Below are 19,064 nucleotides of genomic sequence, written 5' to 3' on the forward strand. Positions count from 1 at the left end.
CGGTCGTGACGGTGAAGGTCGAGGACCTGGAACGTATGTCGGGTGTGGCGACGACGGCGACCGGTGGCGTCGTTCCTGTCGCGGAGGCGCTGGCGTTGGCGGAGCGGTCGCTGCCGTTTCTGGCGGTGTTCGACCGTGCCGGGCTGCCGGTGCATTTGGGGCGGATGAAACGGCTGGCGTCTCGGGCGCAGCGGCTGGCGTTGATCGCGGCCCTGCGGGGGTGTTCGCGTCCCGGTTGTGATGCGCCGGCGAGCGTGTGCGCGGTGCATCATGTGCTGGATTACCGCAAGGGCGGGGCGACCGATCTCGAGAATCTCACGCTGGCCTGCGATGGCTGCCATGCGTTGATCCACGACGGCCCGGGTGGCTGGAAAACGATTGTGGAAGGCCCGAATTCACCGTATGCGGGACGCACGGCGTGGATCGCGCCCCCGCACATCGACCCCGACCAGACCCCGGAGATCAACCACCGCCACCACGCCGGTGAACTGTTCGCCGAAATCCTGTCCCGCATCCACGTACGCGACGAGTGTGCTCGTGAGGACCATCGGCGGTGGCAGCACGAACAGGCACAGCGAAAACGCACTGCCGCCTGATGCGAGACGCTGCAGTTGTGTGGGGCGCTGCTGTGCGCGACCCGGCCGGCCCGAACAACTTTGTAAGCGGCAATGCAGTGGGTTTCGGTTGTGGGCGGGGATACCGAGAACGCCGCGGTTGCCTCTACGGCCGGGGGTTGGGTGTCGGGCGGTGTTCGTGCACACTTTCCGTGTGGGGAGTGGGACAGCCGGGTCGCCGCAGGAGCGGGCTTTGCGTCATGTTGCGGCACTGTCCTCGGGAGATCCGTTGGACCCTCGACTGCGGCTGACGATGAACTTCCACCCCGACCGCATGGTGGGAGACCGGCCGATCCTGCTCAGGATGATCGAAGACGGTGTCTACCGATCGCAGTTCGTGACAGGGACCAGCAATGGCGGCCTGACCGCTCACTCCGGCGGGGAGCGGTGGCGCTGGGAGAGCCGTATCTTCGCGGGCGCCTACGATCATGTCGCTGCCGCCGAGCGACCCGTCTACGGCTCACTGAACTTCCGCAGCAATCCCGCCGGCGGAGCGCCGCGTTTCGGCTCGTCCTACTTCCGACTCGCCGCCGGCACTCTCACCCGAGCGACCTTCTGCTACCCGGATAGTTCCACCGAACCCTCCAACTTCGGTGTCGCGGCGGCCTTCTCGCTGATCGAGTTGGCAGAGGCTGACGACCTCGATGTCCTTGATGGTCATATCGAGGCGCAGATCCATGGCCCGGTCCGGCTCGATCGTGACGTCGAGGCCCTCGTTCTGGATCCCAGCTATCGCGACACGGCTGTTCAGGATGCGGCACACCAACTCCCGTGTCCCCTCGAATGGCATCCCGGATTCCGGCTCAGCGTGGGTCAGCTGTGCCATCATCCCGACTTCCGTGGGCAACAGTACGTCGATCTGGGAGTCGAGATCGCGGTCGACGGGTGGCTCGATCCCAGAATCGTCGGTGACGCTGCGCGGACAGGCCGCTACGATCCGCAGGACCTCAAGAAGGTCTGGCACTACTTGGCGAGATTCGGTCATCCTCGCTCGCCGACGGCGTCAGATTTCGCCGATGCCAACGGATCTCAGGCCCGGGAGGCAGCACGGCGTGAACCCCTCATTGCTCGGGGATGCGGACCATGGCTTCCTGTGCGTACGACGCGACCAGAGCGCCCTCCTCCGTGAGGATGTCGCCGCGGCCGTAGGCGCGGGAATGGGCGAGCAAGGGGCTGTGCTGGCGCAGTAGCAGCCAGTCGTCGGTGCGGGTGGGGCGGTGGAACCAGAGGGTGTGCGAGGTGACCGCTGAGACGAATGCGGTGCCGTTGCCGCCGTGGGCATATCCCTCCAGGGGCAGCAGCGCCGTGCCGATCAGAGTCAGATCCGTGGCGTAGGCGACCAGCGCGGGTGCGAGTTCGGGTGCGACGTCCGGTGTCCGCATCCAGAACTCGAATTCCGGTGGCGCGGAACCGAGATCGTCCAGATCCACGGTGGTGCGGGTCTCCCAGGGCAGCAGATCCCACTGCACCTTGTGCTCGGCCGACAGCAGCGCCGGTACGGGCTCGACGGTCTGCCGGTCCGGCCCCTGCTCCCCGGCGTGCAGTGAGACCGACGCGGTCGCGACGACACCGCCGGACTGTTCCGCCACGACCGACACCGTGGCGAACGACCGCCCCGCGTGATGGCGGTGCACCCGGTACCGGATCGGCTCGTCGGTCCGGCCCTCGCGCACGAAGATCACATGCAGGGATTTGATCGCCTTGTCGGGCACCGCCGCGCCCGCCGCGCGCACGAACTGGCCGAGCAGCTGGCCGCCGAAGACCCGGCGGTAGGTCAGGTGCAGATTCCGGCCCTCGAACAGGGTTTCGGGTTCGCCGGATGAGGGCGACGGGGACAGGTCGAGGCACGAGACGAGGTCACTCCACAGTTCGGACATGACCCGAGTGTAATAGCAGTTCTCATGGACAAGAATGTAATTCTCACCTGGTCGCGAACCCGTGCGCGCAGAAGTCCCAGGTCTCGGCCGCCGTGATCGGGTGCTGGGACTCCTCGGCCGAGGCCCCGGCGGACTGCGCGATGAACATGACGGTCTGCATCAGCATGGCGGCCGTCCGGCGCGAGTTGATCTCCGGACGCAGCTGCTCGGCCGCCTTGGCCATGTCCATCAGCTCGGTGAACAGCGACAACATCGGCACGTGCGCGACCTTGACGTGACCCGGGTGGGAGATCAGCAGCTGCGGCGCGAAATCGGTGAACAGCGGGCGCCGGGCCGCGGGATCCGGGCGGCACAGCTCGAACAGCAACTCGACGGCCACCCGCAGCTTGTCGAGGGGTTCGGTCTGCCCGTCGGCCGTGGCGCGCAACTGGTCCGCGGTGCGGCTCAGGGCGTCCTCGAACAGTGCGAGCAGCAACTCGTGCTTGCCGTCGAACTGCATGTAGAAGCTGCGCAGCGACTGCCGGGAGCGGTCCACGACCTCCTGCACGGTGAAGTCCGTGGTGCCCTTCTCGGTGATGATCGCCTGGGCGGCGTCCAGGAACCGCTGGACGCGCTGTTCGGCGCGCAGCTTCGCGGTACGCAGCGAACGTTCGACGGCGCGCTGCTTCCAGGCGGGCTTCTCGCTGGGCGTGGTCACCGGCGCCTCGGTCCTCGGTCATATGGAGAGAACATGAATGCACTGTACCGGAGAATGGTAGTTACATGATCCGGACCAACACATTTCCATCTCTCCTGAAGAGAATGCTATTCTCATCCCACGCTCACGCCGGAGCCGGTGCGCATCCGGACCGGTTCGGTCTTCCCGGAGTTGAGGAGTTCGACGTGTACATCCGCTACGAGGTCGCCGACCGGATCGCGACCATCACGCTCGACCGGCCCGAGGCGGCCAATGCGCAGAACCGGGACCTGCTGGACGAGCTCGATGCCGCCTGGACCCGCGCCGCGGACGATCCGGGCGTGTCGGTCATCGTGCTGCGTGCGGAGGGCAAGCACTTCTCGGCCGGGCACGATCTACGGGACGGCCGCGGTGCGGAGCTGAGCAAGATCACCCTGGAACTCATCTACGAGAACGAGGCGCGCCGCTATCTCGAGTACTCGCTGCGCTGGCGCAACGTCCCGAAGCCGTCCATCGCGGCGGTGCAGGGCAAGTGCATCGCGGGCGGCTTGCTGCTGTGCTGGCCGTGCGATCTCATCGTGGCCGCCGACGATGCGCAGTTCTCCGATCCGGTGGTGCTGATGGGTATCGGCGGGGTCGAATACCACGGCCACACCTGGGAACTCGGCCCGCGCAAGGCGAAGGAGATCCTGTTCACCGGGCGGTCGGTGACGGCCGAGGAGGCTCGCCAGGTCGGCATGGTGAACGAGGTGGTCCCGCGCGCGGAACTCGACGCGCGGACCGCGGCGCTGGCGGCTCGCATCGCGTCGATGCCGCCGTTCGGGCTGCGGCAGGCCAAGCGCGCGGTCAACCAGACGCTGGACGTGCAGGGCTTCTATGCCGCGATCCAGTCGGTGTTCGACATCCACCAGACCGGCCACGGCAATGCGCTGAGCGTGACGGGCTACCCGATCCTGGCGGCGCTGGACGAGATGAAGTCGAAGACCTAGCGGCCCCGTCGCCGCCATCGCCTGCCGCATCCGGCAGCACCGGCGAACCGGGCACCCCGGCTCAGCCGTTCTCTTTCGAAGCGAGGAAACTCTATGCGCGATCTCATCATTCGCCGGTCCGCGGTGTGCTGCGGAGCGCTGCTGGTCGCCGCGGCGGCGCTGACCGGCTGCGGCTCCGACGACGAATCGTCCACCACCGCAACACCATCCGCCGCCACCAGTGCCGCGGCCGGGCAGGCGGATGCCGCCACGACCAAGGCCGTCACCGACGTGTACACGGCCTTCTTCAGCGGTTCCACCCCGCCGCAGCAGAAGGCCGCGACGGTGCAGAAGGGCGACGTGTTCCTGCCGATCCTGGAGGCGCAGGCGGCCAATCCGCAGGCCCAGGGGACCTCGGTGACCGTCGCCGGGGTGAAGCTCGGGGATCCCGACCACGCCGACGTCACCTACACGCTGCTGGTCGGCGGCACCCCGATGCTGCCCGACCAGACCGGCCAGGCCGTGAAAGAGAGCGGCCAGTGGAAGGTCGCCACCTCCACCTTCTGCGCCCTGCTCGCCATCCAGGGCGGCAACTCACCCGCCTGCTGAGCTGGAACGGCGGTGTGCCGCAGTGTCATTCGACGGCCGACGACATCTGCCCTTGCGACGGCGGCCGCCCATAGTCGTCGACGGTCATGGAGTTGTAGTGGCGGGCGCTCTTGGTGGTGAGGCGGAGCAGGGCGCGGGCGGGCCCGGCGGGTAGGGCGGATATCAGTCGGGCGCCCTGGACCAGGCCCGATACGCCGAGGCGGGACCTGGGAATCAGGGTGTTCGCCGCGCTCAGCGCCACGGCATGACTGCCGCGCACGTGCCCGGCCATCGCGCGCTCGTAGGCGGGGAAGGCGCGCTCGTGGTCGCCGCCGGCTCGGGCCAGCTCGCCGGCGAGGACGTACGCGCCGACGACGGCCAGGGTGGTGCTGCCGCCGACCGCCGGACCGGGACAGTAGCCCGCGTCGCCGACGAGTGTCACCCGCCCGCGCGACCAGGTGTCCATCCGCAGCTGGGTGATCGAGTCGAAATAGAACGCCGGGCTGCGGTCGAGCTCCACCAGCCAGCGGTCCACGTCGCTGTGCATGCCGCCGAATGCGTTGCGCAGCAGGGCTTTCTGCTGCGGTACGGCATCGTGACGACAGTCGAGTTCGCGATCGCCGCGGAACAGGAACAGTGCCCGCGCGTCGTCGAGGTGGCGTGCGCTGTAGATGCCCGCGGTGCGGCCGACGCCGACGTGGATGAGTAACTCTCCGTCGCGGCCGAAGTCCTTGGGCAGGCTGGTCACTCCGAGATAGGCCCCGGTGCCCGCGCTGAAGCGGGACTCGTCGCCGAACGCCAGGCGACGCACCCCGGAGTGCAACCCGTCCGCGCCTACCACGAGGTCGAAGCGGCGCGGCGCGGCGCTGTCGAACCGCACCTCACAGTCGGGTGTGATCGCGGTTATCGCATCGCCGAAGATGTATTCGACGTCGTCCTGCGTTGCGTCGTAGTAGATCTCGCTGAGATCGTCGCGCATGACCTCCACATGCCGGTCGGAGGTGGCTCCGAATATCTTGGAGAGGTCCGACCGGACGGGACGCCGGGCGCCCTCACGGTGGAGCGCCAGCCTGTCCGTGCCGGTAGCGCGCTTCTCGATGCGCGGGAGCACCCCCATCTGCTCGGAGATGTCCACGGCGGGCCGGAACAGGTCGACCGCGTGCCCTCCGGTCTTGCGCAGAGCGGGTGCGCGCTCGACGACGGTGACGGAATATCCGTGCCTGGTGAGCCAGTACGCGAGCACAGGACCGGCGATGCTGGCGCCGGAGACGAGGATCTGCATGAGCGTGCCTGCCTAGGCAGCGTGGGAATCGGAGACCTTCATGGCGTGAAGTATCACAGCGCCGGTGCGGCTGCGTCTTGAAAAAATGTTCCCGACATCGGTGTGAACGGTACCGGGCGGCCGATCTGCAGGGCGAGACTGCTTTCCGGCCGGAGCGTCGGCGCGGGCTCAGAGCTGTGCCAGCCGCGGAGCGGCGCCCGCCGCGCGAATGTAGGCCCCTGCCTCCCTGCTCAATTCCCTTGTGCTGCCAAATAATCCGTCCAGCACCAGCGTGCGGCGGACGTGCCGGTGCAGGTCGTGTTCGGAGGTGAAGCCGATGCCGCCGAGAACCTGCTGGCAGTGCCTGGCGGCGGTGAGGGCCGCCTGCCCCGCGGCGGCCTTGCCCAGCATCGCGCCGAGAGCGTTGCGAGAATGGTCAGGCAGTGCGCCGAGATCGCTGTCGGCTGTGCCCAGGATCGTGCCGAGGTTGTCGGCCGTACCGGCCGCAGTGCCGCGGTCGTCGCCGGCTGTACCCGGTGTTGCGCTGCGGTTGTCGTCGGCCGTACCTAACATCGCACCGAGGTCGTCCCTGGCCATATTCAACACAGCCTCCGCGCCCTCGAGGGCGACCAGGGTTTCGGCGAGGCGGTGGCGGACCGCCTGGAACGAGGCGAGCGGGCGGCCGAACTGCTTGCGCTCCACCACGTGTCGCCGTGCGAGCGTGAGCATGGCGTGCCCGGTGCCCAGCAGCCACCAGCCGAGTGCGTGCCGTCCCGCGGCGAGTGCCGCGCTCGGCAACTCGGCCCCGGTCGCGACGGTCCGCAGCGGTAGCTCTTCGTCCAGCGAACGCCCGGGCTCACTCTCGCGGTCCCAAACCACCCACATGCCCCCGGCGAACGGCAACGGAATCGGCCCGGCATCCGCCGACTGCGCGGCGTGCCCGACGATGTCGTCGAGAACCGAAGCGTGCGAGCCTGTTTCGCCGAGCAGCCGACAGACCGTGGAGGCCGCGACAGTGGGAGCCTCCGCCAGCAGCTCCGGCCACCCGAGTTCCGCCAGCGCGGCATCCACGTCGCGCCGATCGGCCGCGGCCATGGTCTTGCGCAGCGTCGCCGTGAGCAACTCCCACTCGTGGGTATCAAGCTCGGCCATGACCACTCCTCGCGGGCACCGATGTTACGAAATCCGCAGGTGCCCTGTTCAATGCGTGTCCGGGCCGGATCGGCGCCGTCGCACGTCGTGTCGTGGCGCGCGGGTCCGCCGTCGGCGCGGCAACGCCGTCCCCGGCGGCATCGGCCCGCTCCCGCACGATATCCGCCACTACTACTCCTTCCCCAGATCGAGCAGTCGGCGAGCGATGATGTTGCGCTGGATCTCCGCCGTGCCGCCGTAGATCGTGGCGGCGCGGGAATAGAGGTACTCTGTGCGCCAGCGCGGATCGGTGAATTCGATTGCGCCGGGCAGCAAGTCGCGCGCGGTGTCGAACAGCCGCTGTTCGGCCGTCGCGAGCAGCACCTTGTCGACGGAGGTCTCCGCGCCGAGCCGGGCGCCGTCGGCGAGGCGGCGCTGGGTGGCGGCGGACCGGCAGCGCACCGTGTGCAGCGCCAGATAGGCGGCGCCCAGTTCGGCGTCGTCGCCGGGGCAGGCCCGCCCCGCGATCTCGTCCAAACGCGTGAACAGGTAGGCGATCCGGTGCCAGAAGCAGGTGGAGCGCTCGTAGGGCAGCAGGTCCATCGCCACCCGCCAGCCGTCGCCGGGATCGCCGAGCATGCGGTCCCCGGGCACCACCACATCATCGAAGAACACCTCGGCGAACTCGTCCACGCCGTGCATGGTCCGCAGCGGCCGCACGGTGATGCCGGGGGAGTCCATATCGACGAAGAAGGCGGTGATGCCGTCGTGGCCGGGGCCGGTGCGGGTGAGCAGGACGCACCGAGATGCGTACTGCGCCAGGCTCGTCCACACCTTCTGCCCGCTGATCACCCAGTCGCCGCCGCGCGGGGTGGCCTTGGTGCGCAGCGAGGCGAGGTCGCTGCCCGACTCGGGCTCGGAGAACCCCTGACACCACTGCTCCCGGCCGGACAGCAGCAGCGGCACGGTCTCGGCGGCCAGCCCGGGACGCGCGTATCCGATCATCGTCGGCGCGAGCACCTCGATCATGGAATAGATTCCTGGCTCTGCCAGATCGCGCGAGGCGACTTCTTCGCCGAGTACCGCGCGCAGGGCGGCGGGACCACCCAGCCCGGTCACCTCCGCGGGCCAGCCATAGCGCATCCAGTCCGCGTCGTAGAGCGCGCGCCGCACCCGCAGCAACTGCTCGACCTGCGCATCGAGGGACTGGTCCGGCCCCGGCGTGAGGTCGTTGTCGTCCAGCCACGCGCGCAGACCCGACCGGAACCCGGCGATCTCCGCGCCGGCGGACGTGCCCGGCACCGGTCAGACCACCGGCTCGCGGACGATATCGAGGTAGGCCGCACCGGAATCCGGGACGCGCGGCTGCTTCCACACCTCGACCGGGAACGACACCATCACCAGCGACTGCAGCAGGTGGAACAGGTTGCGCACCTCGTCGGGCAGGTCGTACAGGTCGTACTTGTCGCAGTACTCCATCGCCGCCTCCAGACGCGGGAACACCGTGTCGTAGAGGTCCTGCATCTGCTCCATGGACGAGGCGAGCCGCTTGCGGTAGCGCTCCGGCTCGGTCGGCAGGATCCAGTCCGAAAACCGTTGCCAGTCAGCGAATTCGGCCGGTAGCCGGGGCCCGGTTCCGTTACTTTGCGCTGCCATTGCGGTACTCCTTCACGATGCGCTGAGCCGTCTTGTGCAGGTGGCGGAGCAGGATCTCCTGGTCGTTGAGCGGGAACTCGGTGATCTCGCGGGTGGCGATCATGGTCTGGGTCGCCTCCAGGGTGTTCGCGTCCTGCAGCGCGTATTCCTTGAACGTGACCGCGGCGAGCTCCTGCGCCAGCCGCTCGCGCGCGTTCGTGGCGGGCACGAAATACAGGCTGGCCTCGAAGATGTGCCGGTCCACGGCGGTCGGCCAGTAGTGATAGGTGAGGAACCAGCCCGGCGCCCAGAACAGCAGCGAGAAGTTCGGGAAGAACTCGAATTCGTCGACGCCCCAGGCCCGGTGCTTGGCCGGGTTGATGCCCTCCGGCAGCGGATCGAGGCCCTCGATATCGGGCCGGTCCCACGGGCCGAACAGGCCGCTGCGCAGCACCCGCTCGATCGGCTTGACCATGCTCGGATCCTTGGGCGGCGCCATGCCGCCCCACGACGACACCATCGAGTGCGGCGCCGCGATCTCGTAGTGCAGCGCCTCGTAGCCGACGTTGGCCAGCTTGTCGGCCTCGTCCTTGACCGCCTGCTTCATATGCAGGATCGGCGCGTGGTAGAACTCGGCGAAGGCGTCGATGAACAGCTTCCAGTTGCTGCCGATCTCGGCGCGGTAGCTGAACACCTCGGTCATCTTGTCGAACGGGTAGCCCTCCAGTCCCTTGGCGAACGGGCCCAGGTACTCGGTGAGCGGCTTCGCGTTGTCGTCGAGGTTGACGAAGATGAAGCCCTCCCACACCTCGCAGCGCACGGGCTTGAGCCCGAACTTGCTGTTGTCGAGGTCGAAGAACTCCTTCTCTTGCTGCACGAAGGTCAGCTCGCCCTCGAGGCTGTAGCGCCAGGCGTGGTACTTGCAGGTGAACTGGCGGCAGGTGCCGGCGGTCTCCTCGCCGGGGTAGTCGTCCCACACCAGCTTGTTGCCGCGGTGGCGGCAGATGTTGTGGAACGCCCGCACCACGCCCTTGGTGTCCTTGACGATGATCAGCGAGGTGCCGATGCAGGCCAGTTCCTTGGTGAAGTAGTTGCCGACCTTGGGCAGCCGGTTCACTCGGCCGACATTGAGCCAGTTCTTGCGGAAGATCGCCTGCCGTTCGTCCTCGTAGAACGCGGGATCGATCGAGTCGGTGTAGTCGACCGGCTCGGTGCCCAGCTCGGGATAGTTCTGCGTCCAGCTCCCCGCCGCTGGTTTGGTGAAGTGTGCCAAGGGATTACCTTTCGTAGTCCGGCGGCCGCGCCGACGGTGACGGGCACCGGGGCTGTGCCGGCCCGCCCCACCTATGAGAATCAGATTCTCATATTTCAACTATCAGATTTCCATGGGACCGAGACGGTGTCAACGCCTACGGTCACCGTCCGCCCCGGTGGGCGCCGCGGGCCGCGTGCCGAGTCCCTCCGGTGACCACGTGTAGATCCTTGCTCTCCCAAATCCATCCATTGATTATCCAATTCTGAGAAGATAGTTTCCATAGCGGGCGCGATGTGACGGCCACGTTCGGTACCGGCCGCTCGGCCCACAGAGGAGGAACTACGGTGAAACCGCAGCGCACAATCGTTGCCCTGATGGCGCTCGCGCTCCTGGTAGCCGGTGGGTGCGGTCGCGAGGGCGGCACCCGCGGGACCGAGGAGGGCGCGGGCCCCGCCGCCGCATCGGGCGATTTCGGCACCCTGACGAAGGTCTGCGGGCCCGGGGACGCGAAAAGCGCCTCCGCGCAGGGGGTTACAGCCTCCGAGATCGAGATCGGCATGTTCTCCGACATCGGTTTCACCAAGAATCCGGACTTCGTCGACGCCGCGAAGGTGTTCACCTCCTGGTGCAACGCCGCGGGCGGGATCAACGGCCGCAAGCTGACGACCAATCTGCGCGACACCAAGCTCATGGAGGTGCGCCAGCGCATGCTCGACGCCTGCCGGGAGGACTTCTTCCTCGTCGGCGGCAGCGCGGCGCTGGACGGCCTGGGCGTCAAGGACCGGCTGTCGTGCCTGCTGCCGGAGTTCCCCGCGCAGGTCACCCAGACCGCGAACACCGGGTCGGACCTGCAGCTGGCCGCCGGGTCCTCGGCCTCGGAATCGGTCAACCCGTACACCGGTTTCCAGGACTGGCTGCTGAAGGAGGCCTATCCGGAGTCGGCCGCCGCGGTCGGGATGATCAACGGCGACTCGCCCATCACCAAGGTCATGGGCGACAAGATGGGCGAATCCCTCACGGCCGCGGGCGCGAAGATCGTCTACAACGAGCTGTACCCGATCGCGGGCGTCGCGGACTGGACTCCCTACGCGCAGGCGATCAAGGCCGCGAATGTCAAGGGCCTCATATTCTTCGGTGACTTCCGCTACCTGGCCAAGCTGGAGGACGTGCTCACGAGCATGAACTACAAACTGGACTGGATCGACGCGAACGCCAACTCCTACAACAACATGTTCCTCGACGCCGCGAAGAGTTCGCTGGGTGCGCAGAACAACGTGCTCGACATGAGCGGCACCGCCCCGCTCGACGCGGCCGCGAAAGTGCCTGCGGTGCAACAGCTGAAGGACCTGTTCGAGCAGTACGCCCCGGACGCCGACATCACCTTCCAGGTGCTGCGCGCCTTCCAGTCCTGGCTGCTGTTCGCCAAGTCGGCGAGCGGCTGCGGCGACACTCTCACCCGCTCGTGTGTCTATACCACCGCGAGCAAGGAGACGGCGTGGACCGGCGGCGGGCTGCAGGCGCCGATGGATCTGTCCAAGCCGCTGTCGGAGCAGACTCGCTGCTTCAACGTGCAGAAGGGCACCCCCGACGGCTGGAAGACCGCCGAATTCGCACCGAACAACGGCGAATTCCGTTGCGGCTTCACCGCTTACAAGTACACCCGAGACTTCGGCAAGCCCACCACCCTCGCCGATGTCGGCAAGTCCATGACCGACCTGAAGTGACGGACTGATGGAGCAGTTCCTCGCGTTCGGGATCGTCGGCCTCAGCACCGCGGCGATCTATGCCGTCATCGGCAGCGGACTCGTCCTCACCTACACCACGACCGGCGTGTTCAACTTCGCGCACGGTGCCGCGGGCATGGTCTCGGCATTCGTGTACTGGCAGTTGACCATCGGCTGGGGCTGGCCGGTGCCGGTGGCGCTCGCCGCGGTGCTGCTGGTGTTCGCGCCGCTGTTCGGCCTGCTGTTCGGCAAGGCGCTGGCGCCGACGCAGGGGCTGGGCGACGCCGAGAAGCTGGTGATGACCGTCGCCCTGCTCAGCGGGCTGATCGTGGTGGCGCGATGGATCTGGGATCCCAACAAATCCCGATCGCTGCCGCGGTTCTTCGCCGACAGGTCCTCGATCGATCTCGGCGCGGTCACCCTCACCTGGCATCAGGCGCTCACCATGGGGGTTGCGGTCGCGGTCGCCGTGGCGTTGCGAATCCTGCTGTACCGCACCAGAACCGGTGCCGAGATGCGGGCGACCGTGGACGACCGCGCACTGGTCGGGCTCACCGGCGCGGACCCGCGGCGGGCGAACCGGATCGCGTGGATCCTGGGCATCGAGCTCGCCGCGATCGGCGGCATCCTGATCGCGCCGACCGTGGCGCTGGACGCCGCGCAGCTGTCGTTGCTGATCGTCAGCGCCTACACCGCGGCCATCTTCGGCCGGTTGCGCAATCTGCCGATGACCTTCGCGGGCGCCGTGGCGGTCGGCCTGCTGGAGAGCTACCTCACCGGATACCTGCCGCACAACGCGTATCTGCCCGGCCTGCGCCTGGCGGCGCCCGCGCTGCTGCTGTTCGTGGCGCTGCTGGTCTTTCCGCACGGTCGGCTGCGCGGCCGCGACCGCAAGCTCAAACCTGTTCCGCTGCCGACGATCACCGGCTCGTCCGCGTTCGCCGTGGTGATCGTGGTGTTCGGGCTGATGCTGGCGACCATGCTCAGCGAGCCCGATCTGATCACCTACGGCGCGATGTTCGCCTGGGGCGTGATCGCGCTGTCGTATGTGCCGCTGCTGGGATTCGCCGGGCAGATCTCGCTGTGCCAGCTGAGCCTTGCCGGTGTGGGAGCGGTGGCCTACGCGCATCTCGGGCCGGACGGCCAGTGGTGGGCGCTGCTCGCGGCGATGGGGATCGCCGGGGTCGTCGGCGCGGTGGTGGCGATTCCGGCGCTGCGGCTGTCGGGGGTGTACATGGCCCTGGCGACAGCGGCTTTCGCCGTGATCCTGGATCGCTGGATCTTCACGCTGCCCTCGTTCGAGCTGCTGGGCGTGCGGATCTCGCTGTTCGATCAGGGGTCGGTCTCGCTGGTCGGCCCGCACCTGTTCGGGCTGGACCTGGACAGCACCGCCGAGGTGACCGTCTTCGCCGCGGTCTGTCTCGCGGTCGCCGGTCTGGCCGTTGCGGCGTTGCGGCGCAGCCGGTTCGGGCGTCGGCTGATCGCCCTGCGCGACAGCGAGGCCGCCTACGCCACCCTCGGCGGCAGCCTGCTGGCGGCGCGGGTGCTGGTCTTCACGTTGTCGGCGGCCATCGCCGGGCTCGGCGGTGCGCTGTACGGAATGCAACTGCGTGCGGTCGCTCCCGACCAGTTCAATCTGGTGGCCGGGCTGCCGATCTTCCTGATCGTCACCATCGCCGGGCTCGGTGTGGTCGGCGCGGGCCTGTTCACCGGGCTGGTGTTCGCCGGACCGCTGAACGTGATCCCGGTGCTGTGGCCCGGACTGCAGAACCTGGCCCAGGTGATTCCGTCGCTGGGCGGTATCGCCTTCGGCGGCGGCGTCCTGCGGGAGGGGGCGATCGGGCCGATGCGCAAGGACTGGTTCCCGATGCTCCGCGACCGGATCGTCGCCCCGGTGCTCGTGCTGATTCTGCTGGCGCTGTGGGGGATTCGCGTGCTGGATGTGATCGACGGCTGGATGTTCACCGGCGGCGCGGTGGTGGCCGCGATCGCGGCGCGGGTCTGGCACGGTGCCCGGACCCGGCCGGAACCCGGACCGGCGGAGGTGCCCGTGGAGTGGTGGGGCATCGAACGACCGTGGGAGGCGAAGGACGAGGAGGTGCTCGATCGTGCCGTCGCTACTGGAAGTTGATGATGTCACCGTCGTGTTCGGCGGGAATCGCGCGCTCGACGGCGCCGGGCTGCGGGCCGAACGCGGCGCGGTGACCGGGCTGATCGGCCCCAACGGCGCGGGCAAGAGCACGCTGTTCGACGTGATCTGCGGGCTGCGCAAGCCGACCCGCGGGCGGGTGTCGATCGGTGGCGCCGACGTCACCCGGCTCGGGCCGTCGCGGCGGGCCCGGCACGGCGTGGCCCGCACCTTCCAGCGGCTGGAACTGTTCGGGCGCTTGACCGTTCGGGACAACCTGCTGGTGGCGGCCGAACTCGGCAGGCATCGACGGCAGGCCGCCGGGATCGTCACGGAGATCATCGATCGGCTCGGTCTGCACGAGGTTGCCGACACCTCCGCCGACGATCTGCCGACCGGCACCGCGCGCCTGGTGGAGGTGGGCCGGGCCGTCGCGGCGCGCCCCGGCCTGATCCTGCTGGACGAGCCCGCCGCGGGCCAGGACCACACCGAGACCGAGCGCTTCGGCGCGCTGTTGCGCTCATTGGCCGACGACGGCACCGCGGTCCTGCTCGTCGAACACGACATGGGCCTGGTGATGAGCGTCTGCGACGAGGTGTTCGTACTCGACCTGGGCAAGGTCATCGCCTCCGGCCCGCCCGCGGTGGTCCGCGAGGACGAGGTGGTCCGCGCGGCCTACCTGGGGGACGTATGAGCGTGCTGAAACTCCAGCGAAACTCGTCGTCGGCCTGCGCAATCCGGGCGCGCTGTGCACCCGGTTCCAGTGTCCGCTCCGCCGCTCATTTCCCGGCACGCTATCGGCCGGGATCCATGCCCGGCGCGCAGGAGAACCCATGAGCGTTGGCAACGCAACCGAAACCACAAGGGCGGCAGAGGCGGCAACCTCGCGCACCCTGCTCGCGCTCCGGGCGGTGCGCGCCGCTTACGGCGCCATCACGGTGCTGCACGGCGTGGACCTCGATGTGGCGGCGGGGCAGGTGGTGGCGTTACTCGGGCCGAACGGTGCGGGGAAGACCACCGCGCTGAAGGTGGTCGCGGGCATTCATCCGGCCGCCTCCGGGCGGTTGCTGCTCGGTGGACGGGAGGTGACCGGGGCCGAGCCGCGGGATCTGGCGCGGGCGGGCGTCTGCCTGATTCCCGAGGGCCGCGGCGTGTTTCCCAATCTCACCGTGCGCGACAACCTGCTGATGATGACGTTCACCGGGCGGTCGCGAGCGGAGATCGAGGAGACCGCGTTCAGCCGGTTCCCCGTGCTCGGCCGGCGCGCGGGCCAGATCGCGGGCACCTTGTCCGGCGGCGAACAGCAGATGCTGGCCCTGGCCCGCGGGCTGGCCACCGATCCGGCGGTGCTGCTGCTCGACGAACTCTCCATGGGTCTCGCGCCGCTGGTGGTCGCGCAGCTGTACGAGGAAGTGGCCGAGATCGCCAGGCAGGGTGTCGCGGTGCTGGTGGTCGAACAGTTCGCGGCCGCCGTGCTGGGCATCGCCGATCACGCCGCCGTGCTGGTGCGCGGGCTGGTCCGGCGGCAGGGGCATCCGGACGAAATCCGCGACGAACTGGCGGCCCTCTACCTAGGAAGTTCGACATGAGTGAGAACAGCGAGCAGACAATCGACACAGCCGAGTTCGTCGCTCGTGGCCGAGCCGGGCGGCAGCCCGGGGGAGTCGTGAGTGAGACGCGCGCGGACCGGTTCGTCCGCGAATTGCAGGAGTTGAAGATCCCCGATCCGGCGGCCGGGCGCTCGGCGCTGTGGCTGCGCTTGGGGGTCGTGCTGATGGTGGCGGGACCGGTGCTCGCGGTGCTGGCGTACTTCATGTCGCACGGCACGACCGACCCGCTGGCTCAGCGCGACGCCATCACCCTCGCCCTGGCCGGGGTCGCCGCGGCGGTGACGGGTTCGGCGCTGTTCCTGCGCTATTCGCTGACCAATTTCCTGCGGTTCTGGCTGGCCCGGCAGTCCCACGATCTGGATGAGCTCGGTAGTCGCGTGGTGGGAGGTGGTGCGGGTGTCCGATGACAGCACCGCGGGCATGAACTTCGCACTGTCGGAGGATCAGGAACTGATCCGGACATCGGTGGCCGAGCTGTGCCGCAAGTTCGACGACCACTACTGGATGGAGAAGGACCGGGACCACGAATTCCCCGCCGAGTTCTACCGGGCCATCGCCTCGGGTGGCTGGCTGGGCCTGACGATCCCGGAGGAATACGGCGGCCACGGCCTCGGCATCACCGAGGCCACCCTGCTGGCCGAGGAGGTCTCCCGCTCCGGCGGCGGCATGAACGCCGCCAGCTCGATCCACATGTCGATCTTCGGGATGCATCCGGTGGTCGTGCACGGGTCCGAAGAACTCAAGCGCCGCACGCTGCCGCGCGTGGCCGCCGGTGATCTGCACGTGTGCTTCGGCGTGACGGAACCCGGTGCGGGCCTTGACACTCCGCGTATCCAGACCTTCGCGCGTCGCGACGGCGGCCACTACGTCGTGAACGGGCACAAGGTGTGGATCTCCAAGGCGATGGAGTCGGAGAAGATCCTGCTGCTGACCCGGACGCGGCGCTACGACGAGGTCGCCAAGAAGACCGACGGCATGACGCTGTTCCTCACCGACCTCGACCGTGCGCACGTCGAGATTCGGCCGATCGCCAAGATGGGCCGCAATGCCGTCACCTCCAACGAGGTATTCATCGACGATCTGCGAATCCCGGTGGAGGACAGGGTAGGCGAGGAGGGGCAGGGCTTCCGGTATCTACTCGACGGCCTCAATCCGGAGCGGATGCTGATCGCCGCCGAGGCGCTCGGCCTGGGCCGGGTCGCGCTGGACCGGGCCGTGCGCTACGCCAAGGAGCGCGTCGTCTTCGACCGGCCGATCGGCATGAACCAGGCCATCCAGTTCCCGCTGGCCGACTCGCTGGCGCGGTTGGACGCCGCCGAACTCATGCTGCGCAAGGCGACCTGGCGCTACGACCGCGGGAAATCCTGTGGGCGCGAGGCGAATACGGCCAAGTACCTGTGCGCCGACGCGGGTTTCACCGCCGCGGACCGGGCGCTGCAGACGCACGGCGGGATGGGTTACGCCGAGGAGTACCACGTCTCCCGCTACTTCCGGGAGGCGCGCGTGATGCGCATCGCGCCGGTGAGCCAGGAAATGATCTTGAATTATCTGGGGTCGCACACCCTGGGACTGCCGAGGAGCTACTGAATGACGCAGCGCGGACTATTCGACCTGACCGGGCGCTCGGCCCTCGTCACCGGTGCCGCCGGGGGGATCGGCTCGGCCGTCGCGCAGGCGCTGGCCACGGCCGGTGCGGCGGTACTGGTCACCGACCTGGACGAGCATGCCGCCGCGGCTGTCGCCGAGAAGATCGCCGGAAACGGCGGTACGGCAGCGAGTTTCGCGTTCGATGTCACCGACCGGGAGGCGGCCGATGCCGCCGCCGAGCGGGCCGCGGCACTCGCGGGCGGGGTGCTGCACATCGTCGTGAACAATGCCGGGGTCACCGCACCCGCGATGTTCGCGAAGACCACCGCCGAATCGGTCAAGCGGCTGTTCGACATTCACGCGCTCGGCACCATCAACTGCACTCAGGCGGCGCTGTCTCACCTGGCCACCGACGGCACCGGCCGGATCATCAACGTCACCTCCGCCGCCGGGCTCGTCGGCACGCTCGGTCAGGTCAACTACTCGGCCGCCAAGGCCGCGATCATCGGCATCACCAAGTCGCTGGCGAAAGAGCTGGCGCGCAAGAACATTCTGGTGAACGCGCTCGCGCCGCTGGCCGCGACACCGATGACGGAAACCATCCGCACGGACGAGAAGTTCTCCGGGCAGATGCTCGATCGAATCCTGCTGCGCCGCTGGGCCGAACCGGAGGAGGTCGCGGGCGCGTTCGTCTTCCTCGCCTCCGATGCGGCCTCCTTTGTCACGGGGCAGGTGCTGCCGGTGGACGGCGGCACGGTGATCTGATGGGCGGCGGCGGTACGGGACAACCGTCGGTCGGCGGGCCACTGGCCGGGATCACGGTCGTCGCCCTGGAACAGGCGGTCTCCGCGCCGATGTGCACCAGGACCCTGGCCGATTTCGGGGCCCGCGTGATCAAGGTGGAGAACCCGGCGGGCGGTGACTTCGCGCGCCACTACGACGATGTGGTGCACGGTCAGGCCGCCCATTTCGTCTGGGTCAACCGTGGCAAGGAATCGGTCGCGCTCGATCTGAAATCCGAAGCGGGCGTGGGGCTGCTGCACCGGCTGCTCGAGCGCGCCGATGTGCTGGTGTCGAATCTGGCGCCCGGCGCGACCGCGCGCCTGGGGCTGGCGCCCGCGGATCTGGCCGCGCGTTATCCGGACCTGATCGCCGTCGAGATCGACGGTTTCGGCTCCGGCGGCCCGCTGTCGCACAAGCGGGCCTACGACCTGCTGGTCCAGGCCGAGTCCGGGGTGTGCGCGGTTACCGGCACCGCGGGCGCCCCGGCCAAACCGGGCCCGCCCGTCGCCGATGTCACCACGGGTTTGTATGCGGCACTGTCGATCCTGGCCGCATTGCAGGGCAGGGCGCGCGGCGCGGGCCGCGGCGGCACCATCGCGGTGAGCCTGTTCGACACCATGGCCGAGATGATGGGCTACCACCTGACCTACGCCCGGCACGCCGGGGTGGACCAGCAGCCGCTCGGGATGAGCTCGCCCGCCGTCGCCCCGTACGGGGCCTATCCCACCGCCGACGGGCAGACGGTGGTGCTCGGTACCACCAACGACCGCGAATGGCAGCGCCTCGCCAGCGATATCCTCGGCCGCCCGGATCTGGCTGCCGCGGAACGCTTCCGGGGCAATCCGGGCCGGGTCCGGCATCGCGCCGAACTGGACGAGGTGATCGCCGCCTGGTGTGGCCGTCACGATCTGGCCGAGATCCAGAAGACCGCCGACGACGCCGGAATCGGCAATGCCCGCTACAACCGGCCCAGCGAGGTCCTCGAGCATCCGCAACTGGTGGAACGAAACCGCTGGCGCACCATCGACTCCCCGGGCGGGCCGGTGCCGTCACTGCTGCCACCGGCAATTCTGGAGGGCTTCGAGCCGCCGATGAACCCGGTCCCGGCGCTCGGCGCCCACACCGACGCCGTACTCACCGAAATCGGCTGTACAGCAGCAGAACTCGATGGACTCCGCAACGACCGCGTGATCGGTACCCGCGAATGACGACCCGGTGTTCCCGGCG

Annotated in this window: 19 protein-coding genes; 12 read left to right on the forward strand and 7 right to left on the reverse strand. The window is 68.5% G+C overall.

All coding sequences use genetic code 11. The features are described 5' to 3' along the window. Together NM1_RS08530 and NM1_RS40950 are read left to right on the forward strand one after the other, a co-directional pair. Positions 1-596: HNH endonuclease signature motif containing protein (locus tag NM1_RS08530; RefSeq protein ID WP_157123875.1), on the forward strand; the 596-nt coding region annotated here is incomplete at its 5' end. Positions 597-843: 247 nt separating this feature from the next. Then, positions 844-1,743, forward strand: a complete 900-nt coding sequence (locus NM1_RS40950) for a DUF3626 domain-containing protein (protein WP_246010775.1) — start codon at positions 844-846, stop codon at positions 1,741-1,743. On the opposite strand, the gene NM1_RS08540 is transcribed toward NM1_RS40950, so the two are convergent. Together NM1_RS08540 and NM1_RS08545 are read right to left on the reverse strand one after the other, a co-directional pair. Next, positions 1,676-2,491, reverse strand: a complete 816-nt coding sequence (locus tag NM1_RS08540; RefSeq protein ID WP_068016266.1) for an acyl-CoA thioesterase — start codon at positions 2,489-2,491, stop codon at positions 1,676-1,678. The two genes, NM1_RS40950 and NM1_RS08540, sit on opposite strands and share 68 nt — an antisense overlap. A 43-nt stretch (positions 2,492-2,534) precedes the next feature. Continuing rightward, positions 2,535-3,188, reverse strand: coding sequence for a TetR/AcrR family transcriptional regulator (locus NM1_RS08545; RefSeq protein ID WP_068016269.1), 654 nt, complete (start codon positions 3,186-3,188; stop codon positions 2,535-2,537). 185 nt (positions 3,189-3,373) lie between these two features. On the opposite strand from NM1_RS08545, the gene NM1_RS08550 reads away from it, so the two are divergent. Together NM1_RS08550 and NM1_RS08555 are read left to right on the forward strand one after the other, a co-directional pair. After that, positions 3,374-4,156 carry an enoyl-CoA hydratase gene (locus NM1_RS08550; RefSeq protein ID WP_068016271.1) on the forward strand — a complete coding sequence of 261 codons (783 nt, stop codon included), beginning with the start codon at positions 3,374-3,376 and terminating at the stop codon, positions 4,154-4,156. A 93-nt stretch (positions 4,157-4,249) separates the two neighbouring features. Further along, positions 4,250-4,744: an MTB12 C-terminal domain-containing protein gene (locus NM1_RS08555; RefSeq protein ID WP_068016272.1), complete on the forward strand. Its 495-nt coding sequence runs from the start codon at positions 4,250-4,252 to the stop codon at positions 4,742-4,744. Positions 4,745-4,769: 25 nt separating this feature from the next. Here NM1_RS08555 and NM1_RS08560 read toward each other — a convergent pair whose 3' ends face one another. The 5 genes from NM1_RS08560 to NM1_RS08580 form a co-directional block, all read right to left on the reverse strand. Continuing rightward, positions 4,770-6,005 carry an FAD-dependent monooxygenase gene (locus tag NM1_RS08560; RefSeq protein ID WP_068016277.1) on the reverse strand — a complete coding sequence of 412 codons (1,236 nt, stop codon included), beginning with the start codon at positions 6,003-6,005 and terminating at the stop codon, positions 4,770-4,772. Between the two features lie 168 nt (positions 6,006-6,173). Next, complete coding sequence (locus tag NM1_RS43845) at positions 6,174-7,136, reverse strand: acyl-CoA dehydrogenase family protein (RefSeq protein WP_068016840.1); 963 nt, start codon at positions 7,134-7,136, stop codon at positions 6,174-6,176. A 171-nt stretch (positions 7,137-7,307) separates the two neighbouring features. Then, positions 7,308-8,417 (reverse strand): acyl-CoA dehydrogenase family protein, encoded by a 1,110-nt coding sequence (locus NM1_RS08570; RefSeq protein ID WP_068016280.1) that lies wholly within the window; start codon positions 8,415-8,417, stop codon positions 7,308-7,310. Positions 8,418-8,420: 3 nt separating this feature from the next. After that, on the reverse strand, positions 8,421-8,771 hold the full coding sequence (locus tag NM1_RS08575) for a hypothetical protein (protein WP_068016282.1): 351 nt from the start codon (positions 8,769-8,771) through the stop codon (positions 8,421-8,423). Continuing rightward, on the reverse strand, positions 8,755-10,023 hold the full coding sequence (locus tag NM1_RS08580) for an aromatic ring-hydroxylating oxygenase subunit alpha (RefSeq protein ID WP_068016285.1): 1,269 nt from the start codon (positions 10,021-10,023) through the stop codon (positions 8,755-8,757). Before NM1_RS08580 ends, NM1_RS08575 begins: the two co-directional genes overlap by 17 nt. A gap of 356 nt (positions 10,024-10,379) precedes the next feature. Here NM1_RS08580 and NM1_RS08585 point away from each other — a divergent pair, with 356 nt between their 5' ends. The 8 genes from NM1_RS08585 (at position 10,380) to NM1_RS08620 (ending at position 19,045) form a co-directional block, all read left to right on the forward strand. Continuing rightward, positions 10,380-11,729, forward strand: coding sequence for an ABC transporter substrate-binding protein (locus tag NM1_RS08585; RefSeq protein WP_068016842.1), 1,350 nt, complete (start codon positions 10,380-10,382; stop codon positions 11,727-11,729). 7 nt (positions 11,730-11,736) lie between these two features. After that, positions 11,737-13,860: a branched-chain amino acid ABC transporter permease gene (locus NM1_RS08590; RefSeq protein WP_068016288.1), complete on the forward strand. Its 2,124-nt coding sequence runs from the start codon at positions 11,737-11,739 to the stop codon at positions 13,858-13,860. Continuing rightward, a complete protein-coding gene (locus tag NM1_RS08595) occupies positions 13,838-14,551 on the forward strand; it encodes an ABC transporter ATP-binding protein (protein WP_068016291.1) in 714 nt (237 codons plus the stop codon). The genes NM1_RS08590 and NM1_RS08595 overlap by 23 nt, the downstream gene beginning before the upstream one ends. A gap of 139 nt (positions 14,552-14,690) precedes the next feature. Next, positions 14,691-15,446 carry an ABC transporter ATP-binding protein gene (locus NM1_RS08600; RefSeq protein WP_068016294.1) on the forward strand — a complete coding sequence of 252 codons (756 nt, stop codon included), beginning with the start codon at positions 14,691-14,693 and terminating at the stop codon, positions 15,444-15,446. Continuing rightward, on the forward strand, positions 15,443-15,874 hold the full coding sequence (locus NM1_RS08605; RefSeq protein ID WP_246010774.1) for a hypothetical protein: 432 nt from the start codon (positions 15,443-15,445) through the stop codon (positions 15,872-15,874). Before NM1_RS08600 ends, NM1_RS08605 begins: the two co-directional genes overlap by 4 nt. Before the next feature lie 13 nt (positions 15,875-15,887). Further along, positions 15,888-17,054 carry an acyl-CoA dehydrogenase family protein gene (locus NM1_RS08610; RefSeq protein ID WP_068016845.1) on the forward strand — a complete coding sequence of 389 codons (1,167 nt, stop codon included), beginning with the start codon at positions 15,888-15,890 and terminating at the stop codon, positions 17,052-17,054. Further along, positions 17,055-17,819, forward strand: a complete 765-nt coding sequence (locus tag NM1_RS08615) for an SDR family NAD(P)-dependent oxidoreductase (protein ID WP_068016296.1) — start codon at positions 17,055-17,057, stop codon at positions 17,817-17,819. Continuing rightward, complete coding sequence (locus NM1_RS08620) at positions 17,819-19,045, forward strand: CaiB/BaiF CoA transferase family protein (protein WP_068016298.1); 1,227 nt, start codon at positions 17,819-17,821, stop codon at positions 19,043-19,045. Before NM1_RS08615 ends, NM1_RS08620 begins: the two co-directional genes overlap by 1 nt. Positions 19,046-19,064 lie beyond the last annotated feature (19 nt).

It is taken from the genome of Nocardia mexicana NBRC 108244, from assembly GCF_001613165.1.
Classification (GTDB): Bacteria; Actinomycetota; Actinomycetes; order Mycobacteriales; family Mycobacteriaceae; genus Nocardia; species Nocardia mexicana.